The 26,968-nt window shown below is 60.2% G+C and carries 24 protein-coding genes; 12 read left to right on the top strand and 12 right to left on the bottom strand.

From position 1 onward, the window contains the following. Nucleotides 1-340: 340 nt before the first annotated feature. Nucleotides 341-2,089, top strand: coding sequence for a glutamine--tRNA ligase/YqeY domain fusion protein (locus tag ABD720_RS16135; protein ID WP_344764790.1), 1,749 nt, complete (start codon nucleotides 341-343; stop codon nucleotides 2,087-2,089). Nucleotides 2,090-2,213: 124 nt separating this feature from the next. Continuing rightward, nucleotides 2,214-2,855 (top strand): LysE family translocator, encoded by a 642-nt coding sequence (locus tag ABD720_RS16130; protein ID WP_344764788.1) that lies wholly within the window; start codon nucleotides 2,214-2,216, stop codon nucleotides 2,853-2,855. A 46-nt stretch (nucleotides 2,856-2,901) separates the two neighbouring features. On the opposite strand, the gene ABD720_RS16125 is transcribed toward ABD720_RS16130, so the two are convergent. Further along, the gene (locus ABD720_RS16125; RefSeq protein ID WP_344764786.1) at nucleotides 2,902-3,477 is read right to left on the bottom strand and encodes a lysophospholipid acyltransferase family protein; all 576 of its coding nucleotides are present in this window, start codon (nucleotides 3,475-3,477) and stop codon (nucleotides 2,902-2,904) included. A 263-nt stretch (nucleotides 3,478-3,740) separates the two neighbouring features. Between ABD720_RS16125 and ABD720_RS16120 the strand changes: the two genes are divergently transcribed. Further along, the gene (locus ABD720_RS16120) at nucleotides 3,741-5,657 is read left to right on the top strand and encodes a diguanylate cyclase domain-containing protein (RefSeq protein WP_344764784.1); all 1,917 of its coding nucleotides are present in this window, start codon (nucleotides 3,741-3,743) and stop codon (nucleotides 5,655-5,657) included. Nucleotides 5,658-5,685: 28 nt separating this feature from the next. On the opposite strand, the gene ABD720_RS16115 is transcribed toward ABD720_RS16120, so the two are convergent. Continuing rightward, entirely contained in the window at nucleotides 5,686-7,014 is a 1,329-nt protein-coding gene (locus ABD720_RS16115) for a M23 family metallopeptidase (RefSeq protein ID WP_344764781.1), read from the bottom strand. 115 nt (nucleotides 7,015-7,129) lie between these two features. On the opposite strand from ABD720_RS16115, the gene ABD720_RS16110 reads away from it, so the two are divergent. From ABD720_RS16110 to ABD720_RS16095, 4 genes are read left to right on the top strand one after another with little or no spacing between them, the layout of a single operon-like run. Continuing rightward, complete coding sequence (locus ABD720_RS16110; protein WP_344764779.1) at nucleotides 7,130-9,322, top strand: type I secretion system permease/ATPase; 2,193 nt, start codon at nucleotides 7,130-7,132, stop codon at nucleotides 9,320-9,322. Next, the gene (locus ABD720_RS16105) at nucleotides 9,306-10,682 is read left to right on the top strand and encodes an HlyD family type I secretion periplasmic adaptor subunit (protein WP_344764778.1); all 1,377 of its coding nucleotides are present in this window, start codon (nucleotides 9,306-9,308) and stop codon (nucleotides 10,680-10,682) included. The genes ABD720_RS16110 and ABD720_RS16105 overlap by 17 nt, the downstream gene beginning before the upstream one ends. Before the next feature lie 60 nt (nucleotides 10,683-10,742). Next, nucleotides 10,743-11,594: an archaetidylserine decarboxylase gene (gene asd, locus ABD720_RS16100; RefSeq protein WP_344764777.1), complete on the top strand. Its 852-nt coding sequence runs from the start codon at nucleotides 10,743-10,745 to the stop codon at nucleotides 11,592-11,594. A 6-nt stretch (nucleotides 11,595-11,600) separates the two neighbouring features. Then, nucleotides 11,601-11,888 carry a 2Fe-2S iron-sulfur cluster-binding protein gene (locus ABD720_RS16095; protein ID WP_344764776.1) on the top strand — a complete coding sequence of 96 codons (288 nt, stop codon included), beginning with the start codon at nucleotides 11,601-11,603 and terminating at the stop codon, nucleotides 11,886-11,888. On the opposite strand, the gene ABD720_RS16090 is transcribed toward ABD720_RS16095, so the two are convergent. The 3 genes from ABD720_RS16090 to ABD720_RS16080 form a co-directional block, all read right to left on the bottom strand. After that, nucleotides 11,889-12,614, bottom strand: coding sequence for an LrgB family protein (locus ABD720_RS16090; protein WP_344764773.1), 726 nt, complete (start codon nucleotides 12,612-12,614; stop codon nucleotides 11,889-11,891). After that, nucleotides 12,611-12,943 (bottom strand): CidA/LrgA family protein, encoded by a 333-nt coding sequence (locus tag ABD720_RS16085; protein ID WP_344764771.1) that lies wholly within the window; start codon nucleotides 12,941-12,943, stop codon nucleotides 12,611-12,613. The genes ABD720_RS16090 and ABD720_RS16085 overlap by 4 nt, the downstream gene beginning before the upstream one ends. Nucleotides 12,944-13,034: 91 nt before the next feature. Continuing rightward, nucleotides 13,035-13,664, bottom strand: a complete 630-nt coding sequence (locus ABD720_RS16080) for a DUF1294 domain-containing protein (protein ID WP_344764769.1) — start codon at nucleotides 13,662-13,664, stop codon at nucleotides 13,035-13,037. 176 nt (nucleotides 13,665-13,840) lie between these two features. Between ABD720_RS16080 and ABD720_RS16075 the strand changes: the two genes are divergently transcribed. The 4 genes from ABD720_RS16075 to ABD720_RS16060 all read left to right on the top strand — a co-directional run bounded on the left by ABD720_RS16075 (nucleotide 13,841) and on the right by ABD720_RS16060 (nucleotide 20,661). Further along, nucleotides 13,841-14,557, top strand: coding sequence for a c-type cytochrome (locus tag ABD720_RS16075; protein ID WP_344764767.1), 717 nt, complete (start codon nucleotides 13,841-13,843; stop codon nucleotides 14,555-14,557). Between the two features lie 11 nt (nucleotides 14,558-14,568). Further along, nucleotides 14,569-15,834, top strand: coding sequence for a c-type cytochrome (locus tag ABD720_RS16070; RefSeq protein WP_344764766.1), 1,266 nt, complete (start codon nucleotides 14,569-14,571; stop codon nucleotides 15,832-15,834). 248 nt (nucleotides 15,835-16,082) lie between these two features. Further along, nucleotides 16,083-20,087: a Pls/PosA family non-ribosomal peptide synthetase gene (locus tag ABD720_RS16065; protein ID WP_344764765.1), complete on the top strand. Its 4,005-nt coding sequence runs from the start codon at nucleotides 16,083-16,085 to the stop codon at nucleotides 20,085-20,087. A 10-nt stretch (nucleotides 20,088-20,097) separates the two neighbouring features. After that, nucleotides 20,098-20,661, top strand: coding sequence for a 4'-phosphopantetheinyl transferase family protein (locus tag ABD720_RS16060; RefSeq protein ID WP_344764763.1), 564 nt, complete (start codon nucleotides 20,098-20,100; stop codon nucleotides 20,659-20,661). Here ABD720_RS16060 and ABD720_RS16055 read toward each other — a convergent pair. The 7 genes from ABD720_RS16055 to ABD720_RS16025 all read right to left on the bottom strand — a co-directional run bounded on the left by ABD720_RS16055 (nucleotide 20,642) and on the right by ABD720_RS16025 (nucleotide 25,645). Next, nucleotides 20,642-21,682 carry a zinc-dependent alcohol dehydrogenase gene (locus tag ABD720_RS16055; protein WP_344764761.1) on the bottom strand — a complete coding sequence of 347 codons (1,041 nt, stop codon included), beginning with the start codon at nucleotides 21,680-21,682 and terminating at the stop codon, nucleotides 20,642-20,644. The genes ABD720_RS16060 and ABD720_RS16055 overlap by 20 nt on opposite strands. 27 nt (nucleotides 21,683-21,709) lie before the next feature. After that, nucleotides 21,710-22,261, bottom strand: coding sequence for an NADPH-dependent FMN reductase (locus ABD720_RS16050; protein WP_344764759.1), 552 nt, complete (start codon nucleotides 22,259-22,261; stop codon nucleotides 21,710-21,712). 57 nt (nucleotides 22,262-22,318) lie between these two features. After that, nucleotides 22,319-23,191 carry an oxidoreductase gene (locus ABD720_RS16045; RefSeq protein ID WP_344764757.1) on the bottom strand — a complete coding sequence of 291 codons (873 nt, stop codon included), beginning with the start codon at nucleotides 23,189-23,191 and terminating at the stop codon, nucleotides 22,319-22,321. 220 nt (nucleotides 23,192-23,411) lie between these two features. Beyond that, nucleotides 23,412-23,549 (bottom strand): hypothetical protein, encoded by a 138-nt coding sequence (locus tag ABD720_RS16040; RefSeq protein WP_344764756.1) that lies wholly within the window; start codon nucleotides 23,547-23,549, stop codon nucleotides 23,412-23,414. 184 nt (nucleotides 23,550-23,733) lie between these two features. Further along, nucleotides 23,734-25,065, bottom strand: coding sequence for a type II toxin-antitoxin system HipA family toxin (locus tag ABD720_RS16035; RefSeq protein ID WP_344764754.1), 1,332 nt, complete (start codon nucleotides 25,063-25,065; stop codon nucleotides 23,734-23,736). Beyond that, nucleotides 25,065-25,310 carry a type II toxin-antitoxin system Y4mF family antitoxin gene (locus ABD720_RS16030; protein ID WP_344764752.1) on the bottom strand — a complete coding sequence of 82 codons (246 nt, stop codon included), beginning with the start codon at nucleotides 25,308-25,310 and terminating at the stop codon, nucleotides 25,065-25,067. Before ABD720_RS16030 ends, ABD720_RS16035 begins: the two co-directional genes overlap by 1 nt. Nucleotides 25,311-25,396: 86 nt before the next feature. Then, nucleotides 25,397-25,645 (bottom strand): hypothetical protein, encoded by a 249-nt coding sequence (locus tag ABD720_RS16025; RefSeq protein ID WP_344764750.1) that lies wholly within the window; start codon nucleotides 25,643-25,645, stop codon nucleotides 25,397-25,399. 52 nt (nucleotides 25,646-25,697) lie between these two features. On the opposite strand from ABD720_RS16025, the gene ABD720_RS16020 reads away from it, so the two are divergent. After that, nucleotides 25,698-26,948, top strand: coding sequence for a cytochrome-c peroxidase (locus ABD720_RS16020; RefSeq protein ID WP_344764748.1), 1,251 nt, complete (start codon nucleotides 25,698-25,700; stop codon nucleotides 26,946-26,948). Nucleotides 26,949-26,968 lie beyond the last annotated feature (20 nt).

Raw genomic sequence — 26,968 nt, 5'->3', positions numbered from 1 at the left:
ACATCACAACAAAATTAACCGACCCGGCAAACTTCTGTTGAATGTTGCGTAACTGTCTCAATTGAACAACACTTCATCTGTAACGTGATTACTTCCAGTGATCAGCCACGCCATCCTGATGCAAAAACGGCTCCGCGTCGGACGACAACTGTCGCCGTCAATGCACGGCGCCCGTGATGGATGCAGCGTGTGTTCGCCAGTAGGACCAATAAGAGCCCACGACTCCCAGCGCGCGACAACAACGATAATTCGAACGCGCCTATCCAAGCTGTAGCGGTCAGCCCGAATGGCTACGGTAAAATGCGACGACTCCACTCCACAAGCTAGCGACCGCCTACTCATGAGCAATGATCACAACAGCAGTGCAGCGGCTGATCCAGCGCCGACCTCAAACTTTTTGCGCAGCATCATCGACAATGATCTAGCCAGGCAGACCTATGCCGGCCGCCTCGACGCTGATGGTCAGCCATTGCCGCAAGTTATCACCCGTTTCCCGCCGGAGCCGAATGGCTATTTGCACATCGGTCATGCAAAGTCGATCTGCCTGAATTTTGGCCTGGCACGGGATTTCGAGGGACGCGCCCATCTGCGCTTCGACGACACCAACCCGACCCGGGAAGAGCAGGAATATGTCGATACCATTCTTGATTCGGTAACATGGCTTGGGTTCAACTGGACTGCCAATGGCAAAGAGCATCTGTATTACGCCAGCGACTATTTTGAACAGCTTTACCAGATGGCCGAGTATCTGATCAACGCCGGCCATGCCTACATCGACAGCCAGTCAGCGGAAGACATGGCCAGCAACCGGGGCAACTTTAACGAACCTGGCAAGGATTCGCCGTTCCGCACACGCGCTGCAGCCGAATCGCTGGACCTGTTCCGCCGCATGCGTGCCGGGGAATTCGTCGATGGCCAGCACATCCTGCGGGCGCGCATCGATATGGCATCAAGTAATATGAACCTGCGCGATCCGGCGCTGTACCGGATTCGCCATGCGCATCATCACCGCACCGGCGATGCGTGGTGCATTTATCCGATGTATGACTACACGCACCCGATTTCGGATGCTCTGGAAAACATCACGCACTCTATTTGTACGCTGGAATTCCAGGACCACCGTCCGTTCTACGACTGGGTGCTGGCACGACTGGCCGAAGGTGGTTTTTTCACCCAACCCCTACCTCGTCAATATGAGTTCGCCCGTCTCAACCTCACCTATGTCATCACCAGTAAGCGCAAGCTGCGCCAGCTGGTCGAAGATCACATCGTCGATGGCTGGGATGATCCGCGCATGCCGACCATCGTCGGCATGCGCCGGCGCGGATTCACACCGGAATCGCTCCAGTTGTTTTGCGAGCGCACCGGCGTGACCAAATCCGATAGCTGGATCGACATTGGCACCCTCGATGGCTGTCTGCGCGAGGACCTCGATCCAACCGCACCGCGCGCAACCGCTGTACTACGCCCGCTGAAACTGATTATTGATAATTTGTCGGCCGGCGAAGTGATCGCGTGTCAGGCGCCAGTACATCCGCATTTCCCGGAACGCGGCAACCGCAGCTTTCCGATGTCGAATGCGCTGTGGATCGAACAGGAAGACTTCATGGAGACGCCAACCAAAGGATATTTCCGGCTGTTTCCAGGCAATAAAGTGCGACTGCGCTACGGCTTCGTGGTCGAATGCACCAGTTGCGACAAAGATGCCGATGGCAACGTCATTGCGGTTCACTGCACGTATTTTGCGGATAGCAAGTCAGGCACCGAAGGCTCGGCAAATTATAAGGTCAAGGGCAATATACATTGGGTGAGTGCCGCCCATGCGCTGCAGGCGGAAGTCCGTTTGTACGAGCGCCTGTTCACCGATCCGCAACCGGACGCTGGCGGCAAGGACTTCATGCTGGCGCTGAATCCGAACGCAAAGGAAGTCGTCCATGCCTGGGTCGAGCCAGGACTTGCGGTGGCGCAGCCCGATGACAAGTATCAGTTCGAGAGACACGGCTACTTTGTCGCTGACCGGATTGACTCGTGTGCCGGCAACCTGGTGTTCAATCGCATCACGACGCTAAAAGACAGCTGGGGCAAATAGCATTGCCGAATGCCGTATCAATCGGTCGCATGCCCTGGTAATTTGCGTTGCCAGGCTGCGCCCCGCCTAAAGGCATCTTCAGGATGCCTTTCCACCAGTTTGTTGATTACTGAATGCAGCACTCATGACCTTAGCTACCTGGCTCACCTTCGTCCTTGCCGCTGCCATTATTGCAATTTCGCCGGGCTCCGGTGCCGTACTCTCGATGGCGCACGGCTTGTCATATGGATTCAAGCGCACCAGCGCGACCATCCTTGGATTGCAGGTGGGCCTGCTGATGATCCTGACAATCGCCGGTGCCGGTGTGGGGTCCCTGTTGCTGGCATCGGAAGTTGCCTTCAATGCCGTCAAAATCATCGGCGCGTTGTATCTGATCTATCTCGGTATCAGTCAATGGCGCGCCAAAGTCGAGACGAATTCATCGCAGCGTGAGTCAATCGCGGTCACCGAAGTACCAAGCTGGCAGCGGCGCGTGATGACCGGATTCCTGACCAACGCAACCAACCCGAAAGGGATTATTTTCATGGTCGCGGTACTGCCGCAATTCATCACGCGGGATGCCGATCTGCTGCCACAGTTACTGATTCTGGCTGTGACGATGTGCACCATCGACCTGATCGTGATGCATAGCTACGCATTCGCCGCATCGTCGATGCAACGCTATTTCCGTAACGCCGGCGCAATGAAGAAGCAAAATCGCTTCTTTGGCGGAGTCCTGATCGCAGTCGGTGCGGCACTGTTTTTCGTCAAGCGCAGCCCGTCCTGATTGATCCTGTTACTGGCACGAATGGTCGTTGCAGAATCGCCGACCGCTAAAACTGGTGCGGGTTCTTGCCGGTGATACCGGCATAAAACTGTTTGATTTCCTGCATGTCCACCTCGATATCCCCGCTCGGATGCAGCATTTTTCCTATGCCGCCGACCTTGCGCCGGAAATCAAGGAACGCCAGCGCCACCGGCACCTTCGCACCGACAGCAATGTAATAAAACCCGGTTTTCCAGTGCATCACCTTGTCGCGCGTTCCCTCCGGCGGAATGATCACGGCCAGTCGCTGGCTGCGTTCGAAGGCAGCTACCGTGCTTTGTACCAGATTGCTTGATTTGCTACGGTCGACCGCAATACCGCCAAGCCAGCGCATCACGCCACCAAACGGCCAGTTAAACAGACTGGCTTTGCCCATCCAGTAGACCTTCAGACCCAGAACCGAACACACCATCAGTGTCACCGGAAAATCCCAATTGCTGGTGTGCGGTGCTGCGATCAATACATATCTGGATTCGGTCGGAGCAACGCCTTCGACGCGCCAGCCCAGCAGGCGCAGAGCGCTGCGTGAAAGCCAGTACAGCAAAGTGTGAATGACTGGCGTATCGAAAATTGTCGTGTGCATGTAGCGAGTCTTTGACTGCAGTTAAGCGGAAGGATAAGCGGGTGATTAAACAGAAGCAGGTCACATCAGTTTTTCCCCGTGGGCACTTTACCCGAATTGAATACCCCGTAAAAGCTGCTGGGAAAAACAGCAATTAAAACCGCACGATTGCAACAAAGAAACAAATTAAAATTATTATAGTTGGTTGCAAATGCTATGATTTTTATCAATGATTGTTTTTATGTTCATGTTTTTCAACGATGATTTTTGAAAACACCGAGCCGATGACCTCCAAAGACTTCCGCCGTTTCCGCATCGCACCGCCATCTGGTCGTGCCATTTTCCAGTACAGCTGGATGACCATTATGGCCTGGCCGATAGCGTGCATGCTGCTCGCCGCAGTAGTCTGGATGCTGATACTCGGCATCATTCGTACCGATCGGACTTTCCTGGACAGCAGCGCCCGCAAGGATGCGTCCTACATTGCAACCTCCTATGCCCAGCACCTGACGCGCTCGTTCAAACAGGCCGACCAGGTAGCGTCACATCTGCGCTTCGACTGGGAACAGCCCAACCACAACAGACAGAGCGGCCTGCTGTCTGACGACAGCCTGATCCAGAGCCATGGCTTGCTGCATGCTGCCGTCATCGACAGTGACAGCAACGTCATCAGCGCCACGCGCAGCGAAGCAATCGGAGCCCACGTCGCTGAAATGGATTTTTTCAAGGTGCATCGCACGGCAGATACCGATCAGGCTTACATCAGCCAGCCGGTGACCAGCGCACTCTCTGGCAAGCCCGCGATTCACCTGACCCGGCGCCTGCGTGATGCCAATGGACGATTCAATGGTGTGGTGGTGGTCTGGGCCGATCCGGCGTATTTCAGTACATTCTTTGATCGCACGGGATCGGGAGAGGTAGATTTTCTGGCCTTCATGGGAAAAGACGGGATCGTGCGCAGTTCCCGCATCGGCAATATTGTATATCCGGCCAACAGCCCGGCCATTCGCAAGATTCCGCAGATGGTACCGGCCCAGCGTGGCGTCGCCAAAATTGACGATGCCAGTACCTTTGCCGATGGCGAAGTGCGTTACGTCGCCTGGCAGTCGCTCGCCGACTATCCCTTTGTCACGCTGGTTGGCATATCCGAAACACGCTTGCTTGCCTCGCATGCCGAAAGCTGGGAGACCTACCGGCAAGGCGCCACCGGCATCACGCTATTCCTGGCGCTGCTCTCGCTGGTTGGCATGCTCATGTCGATCCGGCTGTCGATGCGCCAGTATCAGGCAGAGGACATCAAGCGCACCTACCGGATGGCGACCGAGGGCGGCAACGAAGGCTTCTACATGCTGCGGGCGCTGACTGACAGTCACCAGAACACCGTCGATTTCCTGATCGAAGACTGCAATGAACGCGGCGCCTTGCTGATCGGCGCGAAGCGCGACGAATTGATCGGTGCTGCTTTTTCGGACTACTACAACGGCATTCAGAAAAAAATCATTCTGGATATTTTTCGCAAGGCGATGCTGTCCGGTTTTCATGAAGATGAATTCGAGGTCGGCGACGAAAGCCCGCTACGCGGGACCTGGATGCATCGCCGCCTGGTTCGTTCCGGCTCGGGTCTGGCGATGACGCTGCGGGACATTTCAGTCGCAAAAAACTATCAGGCAGAATTGGCACGCGTGGCGAACGAAGACACCCTCACCGCGTTGCCAAGCAGGCATTGGCTGACGGGCTACCTTCCCGACGCACTCGAACGCAATGCCCAGGCAGGGACGATGGTCGCGATGCTGTTCGTCGATCTCGATGGCTTCAAAAACGTCAATGACACGCTCGGGCATGCCGCAGGTGACGAATTGCTGCAACAGGCGGCCAAGCGACTGCAATCGGTACTGCGTCCCGGAGACCACGTGGTTCGGCTTGGCGGTGATGAATTTACGACCATTCTGGAATCCATCATGTGCGAAGCCGATGCCACCCGCGTTGCGGTACGTATCGTCGAGGCCTTCAACAAACCATTTGAACTGAGCCGTGGTGTCAAGACAGTCGGCACTTCGGTCGGCATCAGCCTGTTTCCGCGCGACGGCACCAAGCCTGAGGCGCTGCTGATGAACGCCGACACCGCCATGTACCGGGCCAAATCGGAAGGAAAGAACCAGTACCGGGTCTATCGCCAGCCGACCGAGCACAGCGAATCGTAACCGTACCGTGTCCGGCTGTACCGACGAACTACTGCCGTACGAAATGCGACCGGGTCGAGGCCGACAAGCGCTTTTCGTACCACTGCACCAGATGATCGAAGCGTTCCAGCTGGTTCGCTGGCAACGGGCTCGATGGCGGCTTCAGTTGCGCCGGATCGAAGGGCTTGCCGGTACGGCGTAATTCGTAGTGCAAATGCGGGCCGGTGGCCAGTCCGGTCATCCCGACCGTTCCCAGCAGATCGCCCTGACGCACCGGCATCCCCGCTTTCAGGCCTCTGCTGAATCCTTGCAAATGGCCGTAATACGTCGACAGACCATCCGAATGACGCACCGTCACCAGATTGCCATAACCACCGCGCACGCCGACAAACTCGACCACGCCATCCGCCGTGATGCGCACCGGCGTACCCGCAGGGGCAGCAAAATCAATACCGGTGTGGGCGCGCCAGAGTTGCAGGATCGGATGAAAGCGCGCCACCGAATAGCCCGATGTCATACGTGAAAAAAGAATCGGCGATTGCAGGAATGCGTGCTGCAGCGGCTTGCCATCCGCCGCAAAATACTGCGACCCGGCGGTGTCCGCCGCATCACCGAACAGGTACGCCGTGTGTGTGCGCTGCGGTGTCACCAGGCGTGCCGCCAGGATACGTCCGGGCCGACTGATCTGACCCTGCTCGATAAACATTTCGAACAGCACCGTGCCAGCCACGCCGTGCGCCAGATCGCGGTGGAAATCCAGTTCGCCCGAAAAGAGCGTCACCATCTGGTCGACAATGGCCTCCGGCAAACCGATCGTATCGGCAGCGACATACAACGCACCGCTGCTCGCAGCCGGCGCGGGCACGCCACCGTTGTAGGTGGCTTCACGGACCCGCAATTCGCCCTCGACATAGCGCGCCACCACCATTTGCCGCGCCGACAGCGAGTAGTAGACCGCCAGTGGCGTGCCATTCGTGCTCAACGCGACCCAGACCTTGCTGCCGCGCACCGGTCGCGATGGCCAGTCGCGCGCCTCGGTGCCGGTCAGGCTGTCGGTCCACGCAGTGGTCGGCACATGAAAGCGCGACAGGATGGTTTGCCAGGTGTCGTTGAGCGCCACCGTCAGCGGACCGCTCATGGACTGGCCGCCGGACGCGGTTTCACGCGCGCCGTCGTAGACGAAATCCTGCGGCGTGGCAACCGCGGCCGCGCCCCCGGCACTGCCATCGGCGACGCCGAAGCTGACCACCTCCAGCACCGGTTCGCCGGATGCCGCAATTGCATTGGCGCCCCACGACAGACATCCCATCAGCAGCAGACGCAAGCACTGCACGCGCACGTTCGTTACCGTATTGATCAAGTCAGCTTTCTGCAGCATCCCAAGGACCGACCATCCTAACGCCATTCCCGAAATCGGGTGCGATGTGGATGCCGCCCTCACCGCGTTTGCGTTTAGAATCGCCAGCTATCGTGACAGAACTGAAAGGTGATTCATGTTAACCAACGAGCCCACTCCGGGCGATACCGGAGCATCCTGGCGGATGCCGCGCGATGCCATGCAACCCGACGATCCGCTGGCGCAATGCCTGGTCACGCTCACCCGGTTGCGCAACCAGCCGCATTCGCAGCAGGCGCTGACCGCCGGATTGCCGCTGGAAAACGGCTGCCTGACGCCCGAATTATTCCTGCGCGCAGCGGCCCGCGCCAATCTGTCCGCACGCATCGTCAAGCGACCGCTGGCACGCATCAGCCAGCTGACCCTGCCGGCCGTGCTGTTGCTGCGGGATGGCCAGGCATGCATCCTGACGCACAAAAACAGCAACGGCAACAGCGGCATGGTACGCATCATCCAGCCGGAATCAGGCGATGGCGAACTGGAGATCAGCAGCGACGAATTACAAGCTTCCTGCACCGGTTACGCAATCTTCGTGCGGCCGGTGTTCAAGTTCGACGCGCGCGCTGACAGGTCCGACGAACCTGCCGGAGGACACTGGTTCTGGACTCCGCTCAGGCAATCCTGGCGCATCTATGCCGAAGTCCTGATTGCCTCATTTTTAATCAACACGTTTGCACTGGTGCTGCCGCTGTTCACGATGAACGTGTATGACCGCGTGGTGCCGAACCAGACATTCGAGACGTTGTGGGTACTGGCGCTCGGCGTGGCCATCGTGTTCCTGTTCGACTTCGTCATGCGCAGCCTGCGTGGTTATTTCATCGACATCGCCGGCAAGAAAATCGACGTCACCCTGTCCTCGGCCATTTACGAAAAAATCCTCGGCATCCGCTTGTCCTCGCGACCGAAATCCGTCGGCGGCTTCGCCAACAGCCTCACCGAATTCGAGTCGTTCCGTGAATTCCTGACCTCGGCCACCATCACCACGCTGATCGACATGCCGTTCACGCTGTTGTACCTGCTGATCATCTGGTGGGTCGGCGGCTGGCTGGTACTGGTACCGATCGTCGCGATTCCGCTGATCCTGATCCCCAGCCTGCTGCTGCAACGACCGCTGGCGCGCGTGATCAACCAGACCTTCACGGTCGCGTCGCAACGCCAGGCCACGCTGATCGAAACCCTGGCCGGACTCGATACCATCAAGGCCATGTCGGCCGAAGGTCCGGCCCAGCGGCGCTGGGAACAATTGATCGGCCAGATCGGCAAGCTCAGCCTGCGTGCGCGCCTGCTGTCGGCCGCCAGCATCAACGCCGGTGTACTGTTCCAGCAGCTGGCCAATGTCGCGCTGGTCATCGTCGGGGTCTACCTGATTGCCGACAAGGCCCTGACGGTCGGTGCCCTGATCGCCTGCACCATGCTGGCCGCCCGCACGCTGGCGCCACTGTCGCAAGTCGCGGCACTGGCCACCCGGTTTCATCACGCCCGCACCGCGCTGATGGGGCTGGACCGCATCATGCATTTGCCGGTCGAGCATCCCCCCGGAAAAAGCTTCGTAAACCGACCCGACTTCAAGGGCGGCATCGAATTCCAGAACGTCAGTTTTGCGTATCCCGAGCAGCCCGTCGATGCGCTGGCCAAGGTGTCATTCAAGATCGCTCCCGGTGAGCGGGTCGGCATCATCGGCCGCATCGGCTCCGGCAAATCGACCATCGAAAAACTCATCCTCGGCCTGTACCAGCCGGGCGAAGGCGCCATCTGGATCGATGGCGTCGACCAGCAGCAGATCGACCCGGTCGACCTGCGCCGGCACATCGGCTATGTGCCGCAGGACCCGGTGCTGTTCTTCGGCAGCGTCAAGGACAATATCGTCATGGGCGCGCCGCATGCCGACGATGCCGCGATGCTGCGCGCCGCCGACATCGCGGGCGTGACCGAATTCGTGAACCGGCATCCGCAGGGTTTCGACCGCGCAGTCGGCGAACGCGGCGACGGCCTGTCGGGAGGCCAGCGGCAATCGGTGGCGATCGCCCGTGCGCTCTTGCAGGACCCGAACGTGCTGGTGCTCGACGAGCCCACCAATTCGCTGGACAACCGCTCCGAAGACAACTTCAAGACACTCCTGTCCCAGAGTCTTGGCGACAAGACCCTGATCCTGATTACCCACCGCGCCTCGATGCTGACGCTGGTCAATCGCCTGCTGGTAGTGGAAGGCGGTCGCATCATCGCCGACGGTCCGAAAGAACAAGTGCTGGAAGCTTTATCCGGAGGGAAACTGCATGTTTCAAAAGTGTAAATCGCGTATTCAGCAACTGCTGCTGCCGGCCGGTACCGATGATGCCGAAAAGCGCGCCGACACCGAATTCATGTCCGACAGCAGCGCGGCACTGGTCACCGGCGCGCCGCGCTTTGGCTCCATGATCATTCGTGGCACGGTCCTGTTCATCGTGGCTGCGGTCATCTGGGCCACGTTTGCACCGATCGATGAAATCACCATCGGAGAAGGCAAGGTCATTCCGTCCGGCCAGGTGCAGGTGATCCAGAATCTGGAAGGCGGCATCGTCGCCGCGATACCGGTCAGCATCGGTGATCTGGTCCAGAAAAACCAGGTGGTACTGGTGCTCGACAAGACCCGGTTTTCGTCGTCAGTCGATGAAGTCAAGGCCAAGTACGAAGCCCTGCAAGCGAAGATAGCCCGCCTCACCGTCGAGACCAATGGCACGGCTTTTCAGGCACCCGCCGACCTGGTACGCGACAATCCGAAAGTGATCGAGGAAGAACGTCAGCTGTATCAGAACCGCCAGCGCGAACTCGATTCGGCCCTGACGGTACTGCGCGAACAAGCCAACCAGCGCACTCAGGAACTGCGTGAAAAACGTGCCCGCATGACGCAGCTCGAAGAAAGCCAGCGCCTGGTCACGCGTGAACTGACCATCAGCAAGCCACTGGTGGCGCAAGGCGTGCTGTCCGAAGTCGAAGTGCTGCGCCTGGAACGCCAGGTCAGCGACTTTCGCGGCGAAGCCGACGCGGCGCGCCTGGCGATTCCGCGCATCGAGCAAAGTATCGCCGAAGCGCACGCCAAGGAATCCGGTCAGCTGGCCAAGTTCCGCTCCGATGCCGCCACCGAACTGAACTTGGCGCGCTCGGAGTTCGAGCAATCGCGTGCCTCGGGCGTGGCGATGGCCGACCGGCTGGCGCGCACCGAAGTGCGCTCTCCGGTGGCAGGACTGGTCAAGACCCTGAAAGTCACGACCGTCGGCGGCGTGATCCAGCCCGGCATGGACGTGATGGAAATCGTACCGATCGAAAACAACCTGCTGATCGAAGCACGGGTGCGTCCCGCCGACGTGGCCTTCCTGCATGCCGGCCAGGACGCCACCGTCAAACTGAGTGCGTATGATTTTTCGATCTATGGCGGGCTGGAAGCGAAACTGGAAAACATCACTGCCGACTCGATCACCAATGACAAAGGCGAGAGCTTCTATCTGGTACGGGTGCGCACCGTCAAAAACAACCTCGGTGCGGGCGACAAAAACCTGCCGATCATTCCCGGCATGATGGCTACCATCCACATCCGCACCGGCAAAAAAACCGTCCTCAACTATTTGCTCAAGCCTGTCATCAAAGCCAAACAGGAAGCCTTGCGTGAGCGCTAGTGCATCCGGGATGGCCGATGCCGGTACAATCGCGCCATCTTTTTTCCGCTGAAAGTCACCGTGGCCGATCCCGCTGTCCTGCTGCAATACCTGCTGCCCAAACAGGCCATCACCTGGTTCGCCGGCAAGGTCGCCAATGCCCGGGCCGGCACCATCACGACCGGCATCATTCGCCGCTTCATCGCCCGCTATCAGGTCAACATGGCCGAGGCCGCCAACCCCGACATCACCAGCTACGCCAGCTTCAATGCGTTCTTCACGCGGGCCTTGCGCAGCGATGCGCGACCACTGGCAGCGGCCGATTACATTTGTCCGGTCGATGGCGCGATCAGCCAGTTCGGCCCGATCGAGCGCGACCAGATTTTCCAGGCCAAGGGGCATCAGTATTCGACCACTGCACTGGTCGGCGGCGACCGCACGCTGGCCGCGCAATTCGAGGATGGCCAGTTCGCCACGATCTACCTGAGCCCGAAGGACTATCACCGCATCCACATGCCCTGCGATGGCCGCCTGCTGCGCATGATTTATGTGCCGGGCGCGCTGTTCTCGGTCAATCCGGCCACCGCACGGGGCGTACCGGGCCTGTTTGCGCGCAACGAACGCGTGGTCTGCGTCTTCGACACGGCTGACGGCCCGTTCGTGCTCACGCTGGTGGGCGCCACCATCGTCGGCAGCATGGCCACGACCTGGCATGGCGTGGTCAATCCGCCGCGTACGAAGGCAGTTCGTGAGTGGGATTACAACGACCAGCAGATCGTGCTGAAAAAGGGCGACGAGATGGGACGCTTCCTGCTGGGGTCGACGGTGGTGATGCTATTTCCGGCGCGCCGGCTGGGCTTCAATCCGGGCTGGAAACCGCTTCAACCGGTGCGACTTGGCGAAGCCATGGGCGACAAGGTAAAGGCGAACTGAATTGCCATGTTCTGGGCACTAATCAGCGGCAAGGACTGGCGCTTCGACGTGCCGGATGCACTCTCGCTGATGGAAGCGGCGCGCCTGGCCGGCATCACGCTGCCGAGTTCGTGCCGCAATGGCACCTGCCGCACCTGCCTGTGCCGCTTGCACAGCGGATCGGTGCATTACCGGGTCGACTGGCCGGGACTGAGCGCCGATGAAAAGCAGGCCGGCTACATCCTGCCCTGCGTGGCGCTGGCGCTGTCGGATGTGGTGATCGACGAGCCACGCGCAAGCAAGCCCGCGCCCTGATCAAATCACGCCCAGCAGCTTTAATCCCAACGGCAGCAACAGCGCCGTCAATATCCCCGAGACGCCCATCGCCAGACCGGCAAAGGCACCCATTTCTTCGCTGACCTGAAACCCGCGTGCCGTACCGATGCCGTGCGCGGTCACGCCCAGCGCAAAGCCCATCACGCTGTGGTCGGTGATTTTCATGAACACCAGGATGCTGCGCGCCAGCGTTGCGCCTAGGATGCCGGTGGCGATCACCAGCACCGCAGTCAGTGACGGCAAGCCGCCAATCTTTTCGGCGATCCCCATCGCAATCGGCGTCGTCACTGACTTCGGCGCCAGCGACAGGATGGTGGCTTTGGAGGCACCCAGCAACCACGCCACGCCGAGCGCGGTGGTGATCGCGGCGGTGCTGCCGGCCAGCACGCCCATGAGCAGCGCAAACCAGTCGCGCTTGAGTTTCGCCAATTGCTGATACAACGGAATCGCCAGCGCGACGGTGGCCGGACCCAACAGAAAATGGACGAATTGTGCGCCATCGAAATAGGTCTTGTAGGGGGTGCCGGTGAGCGTCAGGATCGTCACCAGCACGGCCACCGAGATGGCGACAGGGTTCGCCAGCGGATTGAATTTTGCGCGCTGATACACGGTCCATGCGAACTGATAGGCCAGCAAGGTCGCGGTCAATCCGAGCAACGGCGACGCCGCCAGATACACCCAGATTTCGTTGAGCTTCGGCGTCATTTCTGCAACCAGCGCACGACGGCAGCAGTCACTGCAATCGAGACCACGGTACTGGCCAGCAGCGCTGCCGTGATCGGCAACCACTCGGCGGCAAGCAACCGGGCATGCACCATGATGCCCACGCCAGCCGGCACGAACAGCAGCGACAGATGGCGCAGCAGCTCCATCGAAGTCGGCGCGAGCTTGTCGACCGCACCGTTCTTCATCATCAAGTACAGCAGCAACAGCACCATGCCGATCACCGGCCCCGGAATCGGCAACCCCAGCGCATAGGCCAGGCCTTCGCCGATGGATTGAAACACCAGCAAGGTAGCGAGGGTAGCGATCATGGCTGATCCATTCAGGAAAGTGTGTGTTGCAGTCTAGCAGTTGGGGCCCCCGCCCCGGGCATGTTCAGATCGTGGCGCCGCACGAGCCCGCTTAATTTGGCAGCCCCCATAGCGCACTGACAAGCACTTGCCGCAACGGTGAAACCACTACGATCAGTGCAATCACATTGGCCGCTACAGTAATCCAGAATACTTGACGAAATTCTTCTTTAACGGTCTTGTGACGGAAAATTTGCTGGGCAATCAAGGCGCCAGGCCAACCGCCGCTGAGCGCCAGCAGGTGCAACGTACGTTCCGATATGCGCCTGCCTCCGTTCCTGGAATACCATTTATCCAGCGCGTAGACAACGAACGTTGCGGCGCTGGTTGCGAGGTATACCTCTCCTACCCATAGCGGCGGCCGCCACAAAATAGTCATGACAAGGTAAAGCAGCAGGAAAGCAGGAAGACTGACCAATGCAGCGACACCCCATCGAGCGCGGTTTGCTCGCCCGGACCGCCTGCGTAGCGGCCTCGCCTGAATAACCTGAACCTTTATCGCCCGCTTGCCTTTGGGACCGCTCTCGACTTCGTACGAGACGAGCTGCTCAAGCGTTGGTCTGGCTGAGCCTTTGGACCAGGCGGAGACATGCACGAAGATCGGTTCGCCACCTTGTGTCGAGTCGATGGTGCCAAAGCCGCGGCTATCGTTCCAGTTTCTTAGAATGCCATTGAATCGCATGTGAAGGCCGTTGAATGTGTTGAGACTACGGGATGAGTCATCCGGCAAGTCCCCCAGACGGATCGAAAAACCAGCACGATAGCGAGGATAGCGGTTTTATTGCATTGCACGCATCCCATCCCGAAGTCGTAGAATGCGACCCCGACCATCGCGTTCCACATCTGGGTGCCGTACCAATGATTTCTTTCCCAATACATCGCCGGTTCGTCGGCTTGACGGCGATCCTCTTGCTGGCGTTATCCAGCCAGGCCGCCCTCGCCGCAGCCCCTACCCTCGAAGACAGCATCGCCCAGCGCGCCGTGGCCTGCATCGCCTGTCACAACATCGACGGCAAACGCGGCGCGGATGGCTACTACCCGCGCATCGCCGGCAAACCGGCCGGTTACCTGGCCAACCAGCTGATCAATTTTCGGGAGGGACGGCGCGCCTATCCGCAGATGATTTACATGGTCGACAATTTATCCGACGACTACCTGCATGAACTGGCCGGCTATTTCTCCGCACTGGAAGTGTCGTATCCGCCGCCGCCGCTGGCGGTTTCCGCTGCCGTGGCGGCACGCGGACAGGCTCTGGTGCAGCATGGCGATGCCGCCAAAAACATCCCGGCCTGCATTGCCTGCCACGGCAGCGCATTGACTGGCTTAGCGCCCGCCATTCCGGGGCTGCTCGGTTTGCCGCGTGATTACATCGCCGCGCAGTTCGGTGCCTGGCGCAACGGCACGCGCCGCGCCGCCGCGCCCGATTGCATGGGAAAAATCGCGCAACAACTCTCGACCGATGACGTCGGTGCCCTGGCCGCCTGGCTGTCCGCGCAACCTGTTCCTGCGCATGCCAAACCCGCCACCAGCCTGCCGGCTCCCTTGCCGCTGGACTGCGGCAGCGTTCCTCACTGAATCCGATGACCATGAAACGATTGTTCCTGATTGTGTTACTCCTGCTGCTGGCCGTCCCGGTCGTGCTGATTACGAAGGAATTCGTTCACGAGCCGGATCGCGACGCGGTCGGCGTGCCGATCACCGGCTCTGCGGCGCAGGTCGCGCAGGGCAAATATCTCGCGCTGGCGGGCAACTGCATGGGCTGCCATACCGTGCGTGGTGGCGCGCAATACGCTGGCGGCAGAGCCATTGCCACGCCGTTCGGTACGCTGTATTCGCCCAATCTGACGCAGGACAAAACCAGCGGTCTGGGCAACTGGTCCGCCAATGACTTCTGGCGCGCGCTGCATAACGGCAAGTCGCAGGACGGCAGCTTTTTGTACCCGGCGTTTCCGTACACGAACTACACACGCATGACGCGTCCGGATTCGGATGCGCTGTTCGCCTACTTCAAAACCCTGACCCCGGTAGCGCAAGCCAACCGCGCCAGCGAACTGCGCTTTCCGTATAACCAGCGACCGCTGATGGCGGTCTGGCGCGCGCTGTATTTCACGCCGGGTGTGCAAAAAACCGATCCCGCCAAAAGCGTGACCTGGAACCGCGGTGCCTATCTGGTCGAAGGTCCGGGCCATTGCAGTGCCTGCCATTCCTCCCGCACCACGCTGGGCGGCAGCAGCGGCTCGCTCGAAGGCGGCCTGATCCCGGTGCTGAACTGGTACGCACCGTCGCTGACATCGAGCAATGAAGCCGGGTTGGGCGACTGGCAGCAATCCCACATCGTCGATCTTTTGCAAACCGGTATTTCGCAGCGTAGCGTGGTATTTGGCCCGATGGCCGAAGTGGTGCGAGGCAGCCTGCAGCACCTGTCGGAACCGGACTTGCAGGCGATGGCCGAGTACTTGAAATCCCTGCCGCAAATCGATACGCCGTCACCCGTGCCGGTGGCACTGGATGAACGCACCCGCGTCCTCGGCAGCAAGCTCTACGAGAAGCATTGCGTGAACTGTCATCGCGCCGACGGCACCGGTATTCCGCCGAACTATCCGCCATTGGCGGGCAATCGCGCCATCACGATGGATTCGGCCATCAATCCGGTACGCATGGTGCTCAATGGCGGCTTCCCGCCCAGCACCCATGGCAATCCGCGTCCCTACGGCATGCCGCCGTTTGCGGCCGTGCTCAATGACGAGGAAGTCGCAGCCGTCGTGTCATTTACCCGCAATGCGTGGGGCCATCGGCAGGCTGCCGTGACTCCGTTCGAGGTCAGCCGTTACCGGGCGGTTCCGGGCGATTGATTGCCCGGGCCAGCACCGGTCGACGGGCAGAAAACTCCCCACGGCACGTGGTCGTGGCGGATTCTGTTGCGCAAGACCGGTGTCGGGCGTGGACGACATGCTACCCTCACTTTCTTGCGCCAGGAAAGATGGTGCCACGTGCGGCATTGAGCACCCTTCTTCCATCTGGCAGCCGCGTTTGACGGACGCTTTCCTCGCGCTCACCACGCCTTCATCACCAGCCGCCGCTCCACTGAATTGACTCCCTGATGACACCCTCGCTGCCCGCATCACCCCGTTCCGACATCCTGCATGGACCATCACGACCTGACCTGATCCGCACCGAAGTCCTGGCCGACCTGTTCGAAGACAGCGCCCGGCGCGCACCGGGCCAGATTGCGCTGATGACGGGGCAAAGTCAGCTGACGTATCGTGAACTCGACGCCGCCGCCGACCGCGTTGCCGCCGGCCTGATCGCCAGTGGCGTGGGCGCGGGCCAGTTGGTCGGGCTGTGGTTGCCACGTGGCATCGACTTGCTGATTGCCCAGCTCGGGATTGCCAAGAGTGGCGCTGGCTGGTTGCCGTTCGATGCGGACACGCCAGTCGACCGGATCGCCATCTGCCTCGACGATGCGAACGCCGCCGGCATCGTCAGCTGTGCGCACTTTGCAGCGCAACTCACGGCCGTCCCGTGTCCGGCCTGGACCATCGAAGCCTTGCTGGAGACCACCTCGACCGAGCGGCGCGGCGCCGTGCAGGCAGGCCATCCGGCTTACGTGATCTATACCTCCGGCTCGACCGGCAAACCGAAGGGGATCGAAATCAGCCAGGGCGCGATCTGCCATTTCCTGCGCGCTGAAAATGCGGTGCTGGGCGTGCTGTCCAGCGACCGTGTCTATCAGGGGTTTTCGGTTGCCTTCGACATGTCGTTCGAAGAAATCTGGATCAGCTATCTGGTGGGTGCCACGCTCTGGCTGGCACCGAAGGAACTGGCCGCCGATCCGGAAGCGCTGCCGCGCGCGCTGGTCGACAACCAGGTCACGGTGCTGCATGCCGTACCGACCTTGCTGGCGCTGTTCAGCCAGGACGTGCCGGGTCTGCGCATCATCAATCTGGGCGGCGAAATGTGTCCGCAGGCGCTGGTTGCGCGCTGGGCCAGACCGGGTCGCCAGCTGTTCAATACGTATGGTCCGACCGAAGCCACGGTGTCGGCCAGCCTGGCGCCAATGCAGCCGGACGAGCCCGTCACGATCGGGAGGCCACTGCCCAATTACGGCTTGCTGATCCTCGACCCCGATCCCGCCAGACCGCTCACGCTGCTGCCACGCGGCGCGCTCGGCGAGCTCGCCATCACCGGTCCCGGCGTCGCGGTCGGCTATCTCGGCCGGCCCGATTTGACGGCCGAAAAATTTCTCGACAATCCCTGGTCCGAGAGCGAGCACGACCGCCGCCTGTACCGCACCGGCGACCTCGCCCGCATCGATGAACATGGCTGTGTCGAGTGCCTCGGTCGCACCGATTCGCAAGTCAAGATCCGCGGCTTTCGGGTCGAACTGGGCGAGATCGAAGCCGTGCTGGCGCAGCAGGCCGGCATTGGTACCGCAGCGGTCTTGCTGCGCAAGGAAAGCGGACTCGATCAGCTGGTCGCCTTCCTGATCGCCGAGCCGCAATCGGTGCAAACCACAACGACCCTGCGCGCTGCATTGATGCTGGTGCTGCCACCGTACATGGTGCCGGGACATTACGAAACCCTCTCAGAAATGCCGCGCCTGACTTCCGGCAAAATCGATCGCAATGCGCTCAAGGCGCGACCGCTGACCTTCATTCAGGTCGATGCCGCGTCCTCGGACGCACCGCAGAACCTGGCCGAAGAAGCCTTGTTCGGCGCGCTGGCGACACTGTTCCCGGGCCAGCCGATCCGCCGCACGATGGATTTTTTCAATGACCTCGGCGGACACTCGCTGTTTGCGGCGCGGCTGGCGTCGGCGCTGCGCACCGATCCGCGTTTTGCGCACGTGACCGTCAGCGATATCTACAAGAACCGGCTGGTCGGCCGGATTGCCGATGTGCTGGCCGAAGCGCCGCCGGCCACCGTCGCACCCGATCTGAACTGGACCCCGCCCGCTGCCTGGCGGCGCTGGCTGTGCGGCACCGGCCAGGCCGCCGCGATCCCGGCGCTGGTGGCGTTGCGGATGGCACAGTGGCTGGCGCCGTTCTTCACGTATCACTTCTTTACCGGCGACCCGGGCGACTCGATCGTGCGGGCCATTGCCGCCTCGGTCGGCGTGTTCATGCTGGCGACATTGCTGGAGTTCGGCCTTGCGATCATGGCCCATGCAGTGCTGGTACGACGCCTGAAGCCGGGGCGCTATCCGCTCTGGGGGATGACGTATTACCGCTGGTGGCTGGCCGACCGCGTGATGGAATCGGCGCCTACCTATCTGCTGAGCGGTTCATCGCTGTACAACGCGTGGCTGCGTGCGCTGGGTGCAAGGATCGGACGTGACGTGATGATCGGCTCGATGACGCTGCGCGTGCCGCACCTGCTGACCATCGGTGCGGGCAGCAGCATCGGCAACGCCACCAATTTCGAGAACGCACGGGTCCAGCATGGCGAACTGATCATCGGTGCGATCACACTGGGCCAGAACACCTGCGTTGGCTCGTACGCGATTTTGGAAGGCAGCACCACCATCGGCGACTTCGGCCACCTGGAGGCGCAATCAGCGCTGGGCAATGGCATGGCAATTCCCGCCGGACGCGTCTGGAGCGGCTCACCGGCAGGCGATACAGGACCGTTCGACCGGTCCTCGAATCCGCCGCGCCAGGCGGTCTCGAATCTGCGCCTGACCTGCGAGACGGTGTACTTCATCTTCGGTGCCTTGCTGATCACGACGCTGTTTTTCCTGCCGGTGTTCCCCAGCTTCATGCTGATCGACTGGCTCGATGACGCCGACCGCTCGCCATGGCTGCAGAGTTCGAACGAAGCTTTCCAGCTCACCAAATATTTCATCCTGGCCTTTCCGGCGACCGCAGTGATGATCCTGTGCACCGCCCTGTTGTCGTCCGGTATCCGCTGGGGTTTGCTACCCAAGCTCAAACCGGGCAGTTTCCCGGTGCACAGCAATGTGTATTGCCGTAAATGGCTGGTCAACCAGATCCAGGAATCGAGCCTCAATGTCCTGCATGGCGTCTATGCCACTGTCTTCGCGCCGATCTGGTACCGCATGCTGGGCGCTAAAGTCGGCCGCGATGCCGAGATCTCGACCGCACTTGGCGTAGTCCCGGACATGCTGACGCTGGGCGATGAAACCTTCATCGCCGATGCGGTCCTGCTGGGTGACGAACAGATCGACGGCGGCTGGATGACGATGCAGCCCACCGTGATTTCCCGTCGCAGTTTTGTGGGTAACGGCGCCTACATTGCCGACGGCACGGTGCTGCCCGAGAACGTGCTCATTGGTGTCTTTTCGCGCGCGCCCGAGAACCACCTGATGCGCAATGGCGATACCTGGTTCGGTTCGCCACCGATCAATTTGCCGGCGCGTGAAACCGTCAGCGGCTTTCCGGAGAACCTGACCTTCCGGCCATCGCCGCAGCGCCGCATGGCACGCGGCCTGATCGAAGCATTCCGCATCATCGCGCCGCATGCCATCGTCACGTCAGTCGGCTATACGGTCGTGCTGGACCTGATGCCGCTGGCTGGCGCGGGCGTCTGGTGGCCGGTCTTGCGCAACCTGGCGTTGACCGGACTGGCGTATGGCGCCGGCAGTTTCCTGTTCGTGGCACTGCTGAAATGGCTGCTGCTGGGCCGCTACAGCCGGCGCAGCGTACCGATGTGGACGCCGTTCGTCTGGCTCTCGGAAGCGGTAACGAACCTGTATGAAGGCGTGGCGGTGCTGAACTTCATGAACTACCTGCGCGGTACGCCGATGCTGCCGATGGCCTTTCGCCTGCTCGGTGCCAAGATCGGCCGCGGCGTCTATCTCAACACCACCGACATCACCGAATTCGATTGCGTCACCATCGGTGACTACAGCGAACTCAATGCGCTGGCCTGCCCGCAAACCCATCTGTTCGAAGACCGCGTCATGAAGATCGATCACGTCACCATCGGCAAGCGCGTCTACATGGGACCGCGCAGCCTGGTGCTGTACGGCGCGGTGGTCGGCGACGATGCCCGACTGGGTTCGCTGACGCTGGTGATGAAGGGCGAATTCATTCCGGCCGGATCGAGCTGGCGTGGTTGCCCGGCGGCGCCAGCGATTTTTTGAGATTGCCGCGATGAAGCTGGCGGTAACCGCGTGGCCAGCACCACTGGTGGTCCCTGCTTCAGGTCTGGTCGTACTCCGTGTGTGCACGCCCTCCGGCGATGACCGTACGAACGCGCGACGGCTGATTCGTGCAGCGTTACTGGATGCGCTCGGCCAATTGGTGCCGGTGCCCGCTACGCTGGTTCAACTTCCGGCAAAGGGACTGCATGTTGCCGGTTCGGACGTCGGCTTGTCGGTATCGCATGCATCCGGTTTGTCGGTCTGCGCGATCAACCTGCACGGTGCGGTCGGCATCGATCTGATGCGACTGGATGACGGTGAACCCTGTTTGCCGGATTGGGACATCGTGGCGCGAGATTATCTCGGGCCGGCGGCAACGCGGCGCATTGCCACGGTTGCGGTTGCCCGGCGTGCGCTGTGTTTTGCGCAGGAGTGGACGCAGCGCGAGGCGCAGTTGAAATTGCAGGGACGGGGACTGACGGAATGGATCGCCGTGCAAGACCATCCTTGCACGACGCTGGGACTGGACTTGCCGGAGGGTTTTGTCGGCGCGGTCAGCCTGCCGCGTGACTAAAATCGATTACCACGCGTGACGGTACATCGCCCTTTTCCAGCCGCTCGAAGACCGTATTGATTGCCGAGAGCGGTTGCAATTCGATGTCAGCCTTGACCTTGCCGGATGCCGCAAACGCCAGCGCTTCGGCCATGTCCTGGCGCGTACCGACAAACGAACCACGGATCGTGATGCAGTTGGCGACCACATCGAACAGCGGCGTCGGGAATTCGCCCGGTGGCAGTCCGACCAGCACACAGGTACCGCGCTTGCGGGTCATCGCCACGCCCTGCTGGAAGGCGATCAGCGACGGCGCGGTAATCAGCACGCCATGGGCGCCGCCGTCGGTGGCCAGCCTGACTGCCTCAGCCGGATCAGCCTTTTTAGCATTGACCACCGCTTCCGCACCAAGACGAGTGGCGTGGGCCAGCTTGCCATCATCGATATCGACCGCGCAAACGCGCAGCCCCATTGCGATGGCGTACTGCACAGCCAGATGGCCGAGGCCACCGACGCCCGAAATGGCAATCCACTCGCCTGGGCGGGCGCCGGTTTCCTTGATGCCCTTGTAGGTAGTGACACCGGCACAAATGATCGGTGCAGCCTCGACCGCGGACAGGCCCGCCGGGATGTGGGCGACGTAATTCGGGTCGGCCAGAATGTATTCGGCAAAGCCACCGTTCTTTGTATAGCCGCCAAACTGGGCTTCTCCGCAGACGGTTTCCCAGGCGGCCAGACAATGCTCGCAATGGCCGCATGCCGAGTACAGCCACGGCACGCCGACCCGCTCGCCTTCCTTCACGCTGGTCACGCCTTCGCCCAGCGCCACCACCAGACCGATGCCTTCATGGCCCGGAATAAACGGCAGCGCAGGTTTCAATGGCCAGTCGCCGCGCATGGCGTGCAGGTCGGTGTGGCAGACGCCACAGGCTTCGGTCTTGACCAGAATCTGGCCCGGGCCGGGTGTCGGGATGTCCCACTGTCTGATGACCAGTGGCTGGCCAAACGCTTCGACCATCGCTGCTTGCATGGTGTTAGTCATGTCGATTCCTTTGCTTGTTGTGCGGGATCAGGCGTTGTGGCGGATGACCCATGCGGCGAACTGATCCATCCAGGTTTGCAGGAATTTCTTGCTGTCGGGGCCGATGTCGCCGGCGGCATCGAACAAGCCGTCCTTGGCCTGAATGAAGGCTTCGGGTTGGCCCAGCGTCGGCACGTCCAGATAGGCCAGCACATTGCGCAGATGCTGCTGCGCCATGGCGGTACCGATGGCGCCGACCGAGACACCGATCACACCGGCAGGCTTGCCCTGCCAGGCACTTTGACCGTACGGGCGCGAGGCATGGTCGAGCGCGTTTTTCAGGACGCCCGGTATCGAGCGGTTGTATTCCGGCGTCAGGAAGAGCAAGCCGTTGGCGCGGGCGATCTCGCCTTTCAGTCGCAGCACCGATGCAGCCTGATGCGCGTCATCGTCCTGGTTATACAGCGGCAGGTCGCCAATCTCGACCTGCTGAAACGTGAATCCGGGCGGCCCCAGCCGCGCCAGCGCGGTGGCCAGTTTTCGGTTGTACGAATCCTTGCGCAAACTGCCGACGATCACGGCGATGTGAGTGTTGCTCATGTCGATCTCCTGAAAGGTGTTAGTCAAAAAAAACCGTTTCGATACAGTCCCTGATCCCTATTCCTTCGGAAAGTCGGCGCCGCGCGAGACGGTTTCCCACTCTGCAAATTCCTTGCGCAGCTCGTCGAGCTTGGACATCGCTCCCTCGAAAGCCGCGTTACCGAGTGGCAGCCGGTGCGGTGGCTTGGCCGCCAGCACCGCATTGATGATGGCGTGTGCGGCCCGCTTCGGATCACCCGGCTGATGACCGGACGCCTTGCGCACCTGAGCGCGCCAGGCGCCTGCGGTCTCGGCGTAATCGGCGATCGGTTGCTTGACCTCATTGGCTGAACGACCGGCCCAGTCGGTACGAAATCCACTTGGCTCGACCAGCATCACGCGTATGCCGAGCGGCTCGACTTCCTGCCAGAGTGCTTCCGACAGGCCTTCGACCGCGAATTTGGTGGCGTTGTAGTAGCCGACTGCCGGGAATGCCCGTAGCCCGCCGATCGACGACAGGTTGACGATGAAGCCAGAGCGGTTGTGGCGCATCGAAGGCAAGACAGCATGGATCATGCGGCTAACGCCAAACACATTGATCTCGAACATCCGGCGCACTTGCTCTTCATCGCTTTCTTCGACAGCAGCGAAGTAGCCGATACCGGCGTTGTTGACCAGCACATCGATGCGCCCGAATTGTTCGATGGCGGCGGCGACGGCAGCGTCGACCTGTTTCTGGTCAGTCACGTCCAGCTGCAGCACCAGCGCTTCTCCCAGCGCCGCCAGGTCCTTGATCTCGTCCGGCTTGCGTGCCGTCACGACTGTGCGATAGCCCTGCTCCAGCGCCTGGATCGCCAGTTCGCGGCCAAAGCCCGTCGAACAACCCGTGATGAACCAGACTGGCTTGTCATTGACTGCATCCACTGCTGCGCCGTTTGTTCTCGTTACCATTGTGAGTCCTCCTGTGGGGTGGGGTCGGTTCGCCAGATTGGGGAAAATTCAAAGCAAAACCTTCGCGGGGCGAAGCGACCTTGATGTGCGGCATACGGTGCGAGCCGAGGGCTGCAGCGCCGTACGAATAAGAATTTTTACAATAGCGAATTGCCAACTATTGGTCTGTACGTTGTGCCGCTTACCCGGCCCTTTCAAGTTGGGCGTTGGGCTGCAAACATCAATTTGATACCCGGTTGTGGCCGGCCTGGCAGCCGATTTCAAGCGCGAAATCGGTCATGTTGCCGGATTGCAGGTTGTCTGGATGGTAAATTTGTAGCCCAAAGCCCAGCTTGAAATGGCTGGCTTTGCGGTTCAACGATTCTGAACCTTCATGCAATCGCGGTGGCCCTGTCGTGTATTTGAGGCTCCGTTCTGGCGGCGGAATCGCCGACGCCAAACCATTTGCAGACGGGTTTGTGCCCTGCAAAGAAGGGAGTTTGCGGCCCTCCCTTTCGGCCCCTGATTCGTTAGAGAAATCAACTCAGCCAACAATCCGCTTTTCAAATTTCCGGGTCCACGGTACCCGTCAGCCGTGCACCCATCCCGTTCGATAGTGACGTGATTTTGTGCGCCAGGCGTTCCACCAGTACCCTGTCATTTGCATCCATGCCACTGAGCACTTCAGCGGCCGCGGCCGGTATCGCAGCAGCTACCTGATGCGACACATCAATGGCCAGTTTCAGCAAATAGTGGGGTGCCACGCCGAGTGTTTTCGCCAGCGCATCAATGTGCTCGCGCGTTATCTTGCCTGGATCTGACTCGCCAGCGATCGCGAATGCGAACTGGGCGCCGAATCCCGAATAAACCCGGGTGCACATGAGATCGTAGAAAGGTGCGAGGCGCAGTCCGGCTGGCGTGGCGATCATCGACAGGTTTTTTGCATGGGAATCGTTATTGCCGATGCACAGGTTGAAAAACAACCAGCGCAGTAGTTGCAGACGGTCGACCGCAGGCTGCGTTGATTGCTTCAGCAGATCGAAGCAGTCCTTGAAGGATGGACCGCCGTCGTGTTCGTATTTCTCATCGGACTGTTTTCCCATCATCTGGCAAAAATCAGCCTGCCAAAGACGGCGCAATGAACCATCCGGCAAAAGTTGTCGATCGTAACGCTGTACCAGACAGGCTTTCGTCGTCAATTGGTAGTCGACACGTGCCGAATTGAGTCCGCATTTGGCAGCGGCGCGCATCACGATCGTCTCATTGGCTGCAGACGCAAAAATTGCGATGTCGCTGCGCAAGATGTCGGGTTTGAGAATATGGGTGGAAGGAGCATTGCCCATCGGCCGGGACGGAACGCCAGCGGCATCCACGTACACCAGGATTTTATATTGCGCCCCTGAGATCGACATCCTGGGTTTTGGCATCCCCTGCGCGGCACGTTCAATCTCTTCTCGCTCGGCGGACTGTGCGGCGTTGGCGTGCGCAATCACATTGACCTGATTCCAGGTAAGCGTCTGGTAGATTGGTGCTTGCAGCAAATCGCCCTCGGGCACCAGCGTATAAGCACCGGAGCTCTCGCCGGCCACACACGACAGCAAGCCGAAGACGGAAGTGACCTTTTCACGCATGCTGATTAATCTGCGCGGCGCGCCTTCTGGCAGCAAATTCTCAAAAAATGCAGCGACGAATGCAGTGTGATTCGGAGTGTGATTCGGAGTGTGATTCGGTCCGCCAGACAGTGGTATCTCGGGATGAAGCGGACTAGCAGCTGGGTTGGAAAGCCAGTCATCCCCATACACAAACGATAGTGGCTCCGTCGGGTAGAGCGTGCCCACCAATCCATCCGAGCCATAGACCCAGAGCGCTTTTGGGAGAGTGCCTGACGTGGCCATCACAGTTTCTTCCTGATTACAACTTCCAGACCAAGCAGGCTCAGCACATCAAGCACTTTTTGCATCTGCAGTGTTGCCTTGCCCTTCTCCAGGTCGATCACGAACCGGTTGCTCAATCCTGCCAGGCCGGCCACATCGAGTTGCGTTAGCCCCTGAATTTTGCGCACTGAGCGTACGAGTTCGCCAACTTCGATCGTCGAACTTAATGTAGCCAGCGGAGTAGCCGTATTTCCTGACATTCCCATGATAGCTCTATGTGATAGCTCAATCACATATTAGCACCCACCATCGTTCGACACTAAAAATATGAATGAGCAGTCACTAATCCGACTCAAAAGCCGATCAAAAGATTAACTATGTATGACCTGGCACTTTTTTCAAGATCAACAAAAACGGCTTGAATGCCAGGGAGCAAGTTCACCGATCGCAAGACGCCAAGAATCTCTTGGCGAAAGAAAGTGACCGGCTGCCTCGCCGCATCCGGCTTGGTCTGAAACCTTTGATTACCGCGGCTACCCGCAATGCATGTCCAGTTGGCCTTCATTTCAACAGACTGAATAAGCTTGTCATGGATCTTCATCTAAATTAGAATCATTCGCAATTGAAGCATTCACCCACAAAACTTCCTCTACATGCACCTCATTTCTGATATCGCCGCGCTACGCAGCCGGCCCATTATTCTTCTGCGTGCCGCCGCGATCTCGACCCTGGTGCTCCTGTCAGGCTGTGGCGGTGGTGGCGGCAGCACCGCACCGACAGCAACCAACACTCCGGTTCCCGTTCAGCTCGCCACACTGAGTACTACCGCACAACTTGGCCAGAAAATTTTCAAGGACACCTCACTGTCCGCGTCCGGCAATCTGGCCTGCGCCACCTGCCACAATCCCGACAATGCCCATGCCCAAAGCAATCATCTGGCTGCACAGTTGGGCGGCGCAGATGGAACGCAAGCGGGTTCCCGCGCCGCGCCTTCGCTGCGTTACGCCAACCTGACACCCGCGTTTTTCTTTGACAAGGAAGGCACGCCGACCGGCGGGTTCAACCATGACGGGCGCGCAGCGACACTGTCCGAACAGGCACAACGCCCGTTTCTCGCCGCGCATGAAATGGCCAATGCCAGCAAGGCCGATCTGATCCAGCGCCTTACCCGTACGGCCTACGCCGAAGAATTCCGGCGCGCATTTGGTGCGGGTATCTTTGATCAACCCGAACAGGCGTTCGACCGGATCGGTTTCGCCTTGCAGCAATACCAGAAAGAAGACCGGGATTTTTTTCCGTACGACGCGAAATATGACCAGTTCCTGGGCGGCAAAGTGGCGCTGACCAGTGCCGAACTGCGCGGCCTGGCGCTGTTCAACAATCCGGCCAAGGGTAATTGCGCCGCTTGCCACGCCAGCGCCAAGGGTGCGGATGGCAGCTCACCCCTGTTCACGGATTTCACTTACGACAACGTCGGTGTGCCGCGCAATCCGGCCATTCTCGCCAATGCCGACCCGGCCTATTTTGACCTCGGCCTGTGCGGACCGGATCGCACCGACCTCTCCGGGCGGATCGAATTGTGCGGCGCATTCAAGGTGCCGACACTGCGTAACGTGGCCACCCGCAAGGTATTTTTTCATAACGGGCGCTTCGACAATTTGCGCGACGTGATCGGCTTTTACGTGCGTCGCGATACCAATCCCGAAGAGTGGTATCCGCGCAATGCCGATGGCAGCATCAACAAATTCGACGACCTGCCTGCGGCGTACAGGAACAACGTCAACCGTACTGAAGGCCCCTACAACCGCCAACCCGGCATGGCGCCCGCCCTGTCGGCGCAAGAGATCGAGGATGTGATTGCCTTTCTTGGCACGCTGACCGATGGCGACCAGATCAACCGATAACTCCAGAAAGAACACATCAC

The organism is Actimicrobium antarcticum (assembly GCF_039536745.1).
Lineage (GTDB): Bacteria > Pseudomonadota > Gammaproteobacteria > Burkholderiales > Burkholderiaceae_D > Actimicrobium > Actimicrobium antarcticum.
Note: the sequence above shows the minus strand (reverse complement) of the source record. Positions and strands in the feature narration are given on the sequence as shown.

Bases quoted from the DNA above. Each gene is read 5' to 3' on its own strand.
- ABD720_RS16060 (WP_344764763.1), top strand. From the start codon at position 20,098: ATGAAGCTGGCGGTAACCGCGTGGCCAGCACCACTGGTGGTCCCTGCT.
- ABD720_RS16125 (WP_344764786.1), bottom strand. From the start codon at position 3,477: ATGCACACGACAATTTTCGATACGCCAGTCATTCACACTTTGCTGTAC.
- ABD720_RS16030 (WP_344764752.1), bottom strand. From the start codon at position 25,310: ATGGGAATGTCAGGAAATACGGCTACTCCGCTGGCTACATTAAGTTCG.
- ABD720_RS16130 (WP_344764788.1), top strand. From the start codon at position 2,214: ATGACCTTAGCTACCTGGCTCACCTTCGTCCTTGCCGCTGCCATTATT.
- ABD720_RS16085 (WP_344764771.1), bottom strand. From the start codon at position 12,943: ATGATCGCTACCCTCGCTACCTTGCTGGTGTTTCAATCCATCGGCGAA.
- ABD720_RS16065 (WP_344764765.1), top strand. From the start codon at position 16,083: ATGACACCCTCGCTGCCCGCATCACCCCGTTCCGACATCCTGCATGGA.
- ABD720_RS16050 (WP_344764759.1), bottom strand. From the start codon at position 22,261: ATGAGCAACACTCACATCGCCGTGATCGTCGGCAGTTTGCGCAAGGAT.
- ABD720_RS16090 (WP_344764773.1), bottom strand. From the start codon at position 12,614: ATGACGCCGAAGCTCAACGAAATCTGGGTGTATCTGGCGGCGTCGCCG.
- ABD720_RS16075 (WP_344764767.1), top strand. From the start codon at position 13,841: ATGATTTCTTTCCCAATACATCGCCGGTTCGTCGGCTTGACGGCGATC.
- ABD720_RS16110 (WP_344764779.1), top strand. From the start codon at position 7,130: ATGTTAACCAACGAGCCCACTCCGGGCGATACCGGAGCATCCTGGCGG.
- ABD720_RS16095 (WP_344764776.1), top strand. From the start codon at position 11,601: ATGTTCTGGGCACTAATCAGCGGCAAGGACTGGCGCTTCGACGTGCCG.
- ABD720_RS16120 (WP_344764784.1), top strand. From the start codon at position 3,741: ATGACCTCCAAAGACTTCCGCCGTTTCCGCATCGCACCGCCATCTGGT.
- ABD720_RS16080 (WP_344764769.1), bottom strand. From the start codon at position 13,664: ATGCGATTCAATGGCATTCTAAGAAACTGGAACGATAGCCGCGGCTTT.
- ABD720_RS16020 (WP_344764748.1), top strand. From the start codon at position 25,698: ATGCACCTCATTTCTGATATCGCCGCGCTACGCAGCCGGCCCATTATT.
- ABD720_RS16025 (WP_344764750.1), bottom strand. From the start codon at position 25,645: ATGAAGATCCATGACAAGCTTATTCAGTCTGTTGAAATGAAGGCCAAC.
- ABD720_RS16105 (WP_344764778.1), top strand. From the start codon at position 9,306: ATGTTTCAAAAGTGTAAATCGCGTATTCAGCAACTGCTGCTGCCGGCC.
- ABD720_RS16055 (WP_344764761.1), bottom strand. From the start codon at position 21,682: ATGACTAACACCATGCAAGCAGCGATGGTCGAAGCGTTTGGCCAGCCA.
- ABD720_RS16070 (WP_344764766.1), top strand. From the start codon at position 14,569: ATGAAACGATTGTTCCTGATTGTGTTACTCCTGCTGCTGGCCGTCCCG.
- ABD720_RS16135 (WP_344764790.1), top strand. From the start codon at position 341: ATGAGCAATGATCACAACAGCAGTGCAGCGGCTGATCCAGCGCCGACC.
- ABD720_RS16115 (WP_344764781.1), bottom strand. From the start codon at position 7,014: ATGCTGCAGAAAGCTGACTTGATCAATACGGTAACGAACGTGCGCGTG.
- ABD720_RS16045 (WP_344764757.1), bottom strand. From the start codon at position 23,191: ATGGTAACGAGAACAAACGGCGCAGCAGTGGATGCAGTCAATGACAAG.
- ABD720_RS16035 (WP_344764754.1), bottom strand. From the start codon at position 25,065: ATGGCCACGTCAGGCACTCTCCCAAAAGCGCTCTGGGTCTATGGCTCG.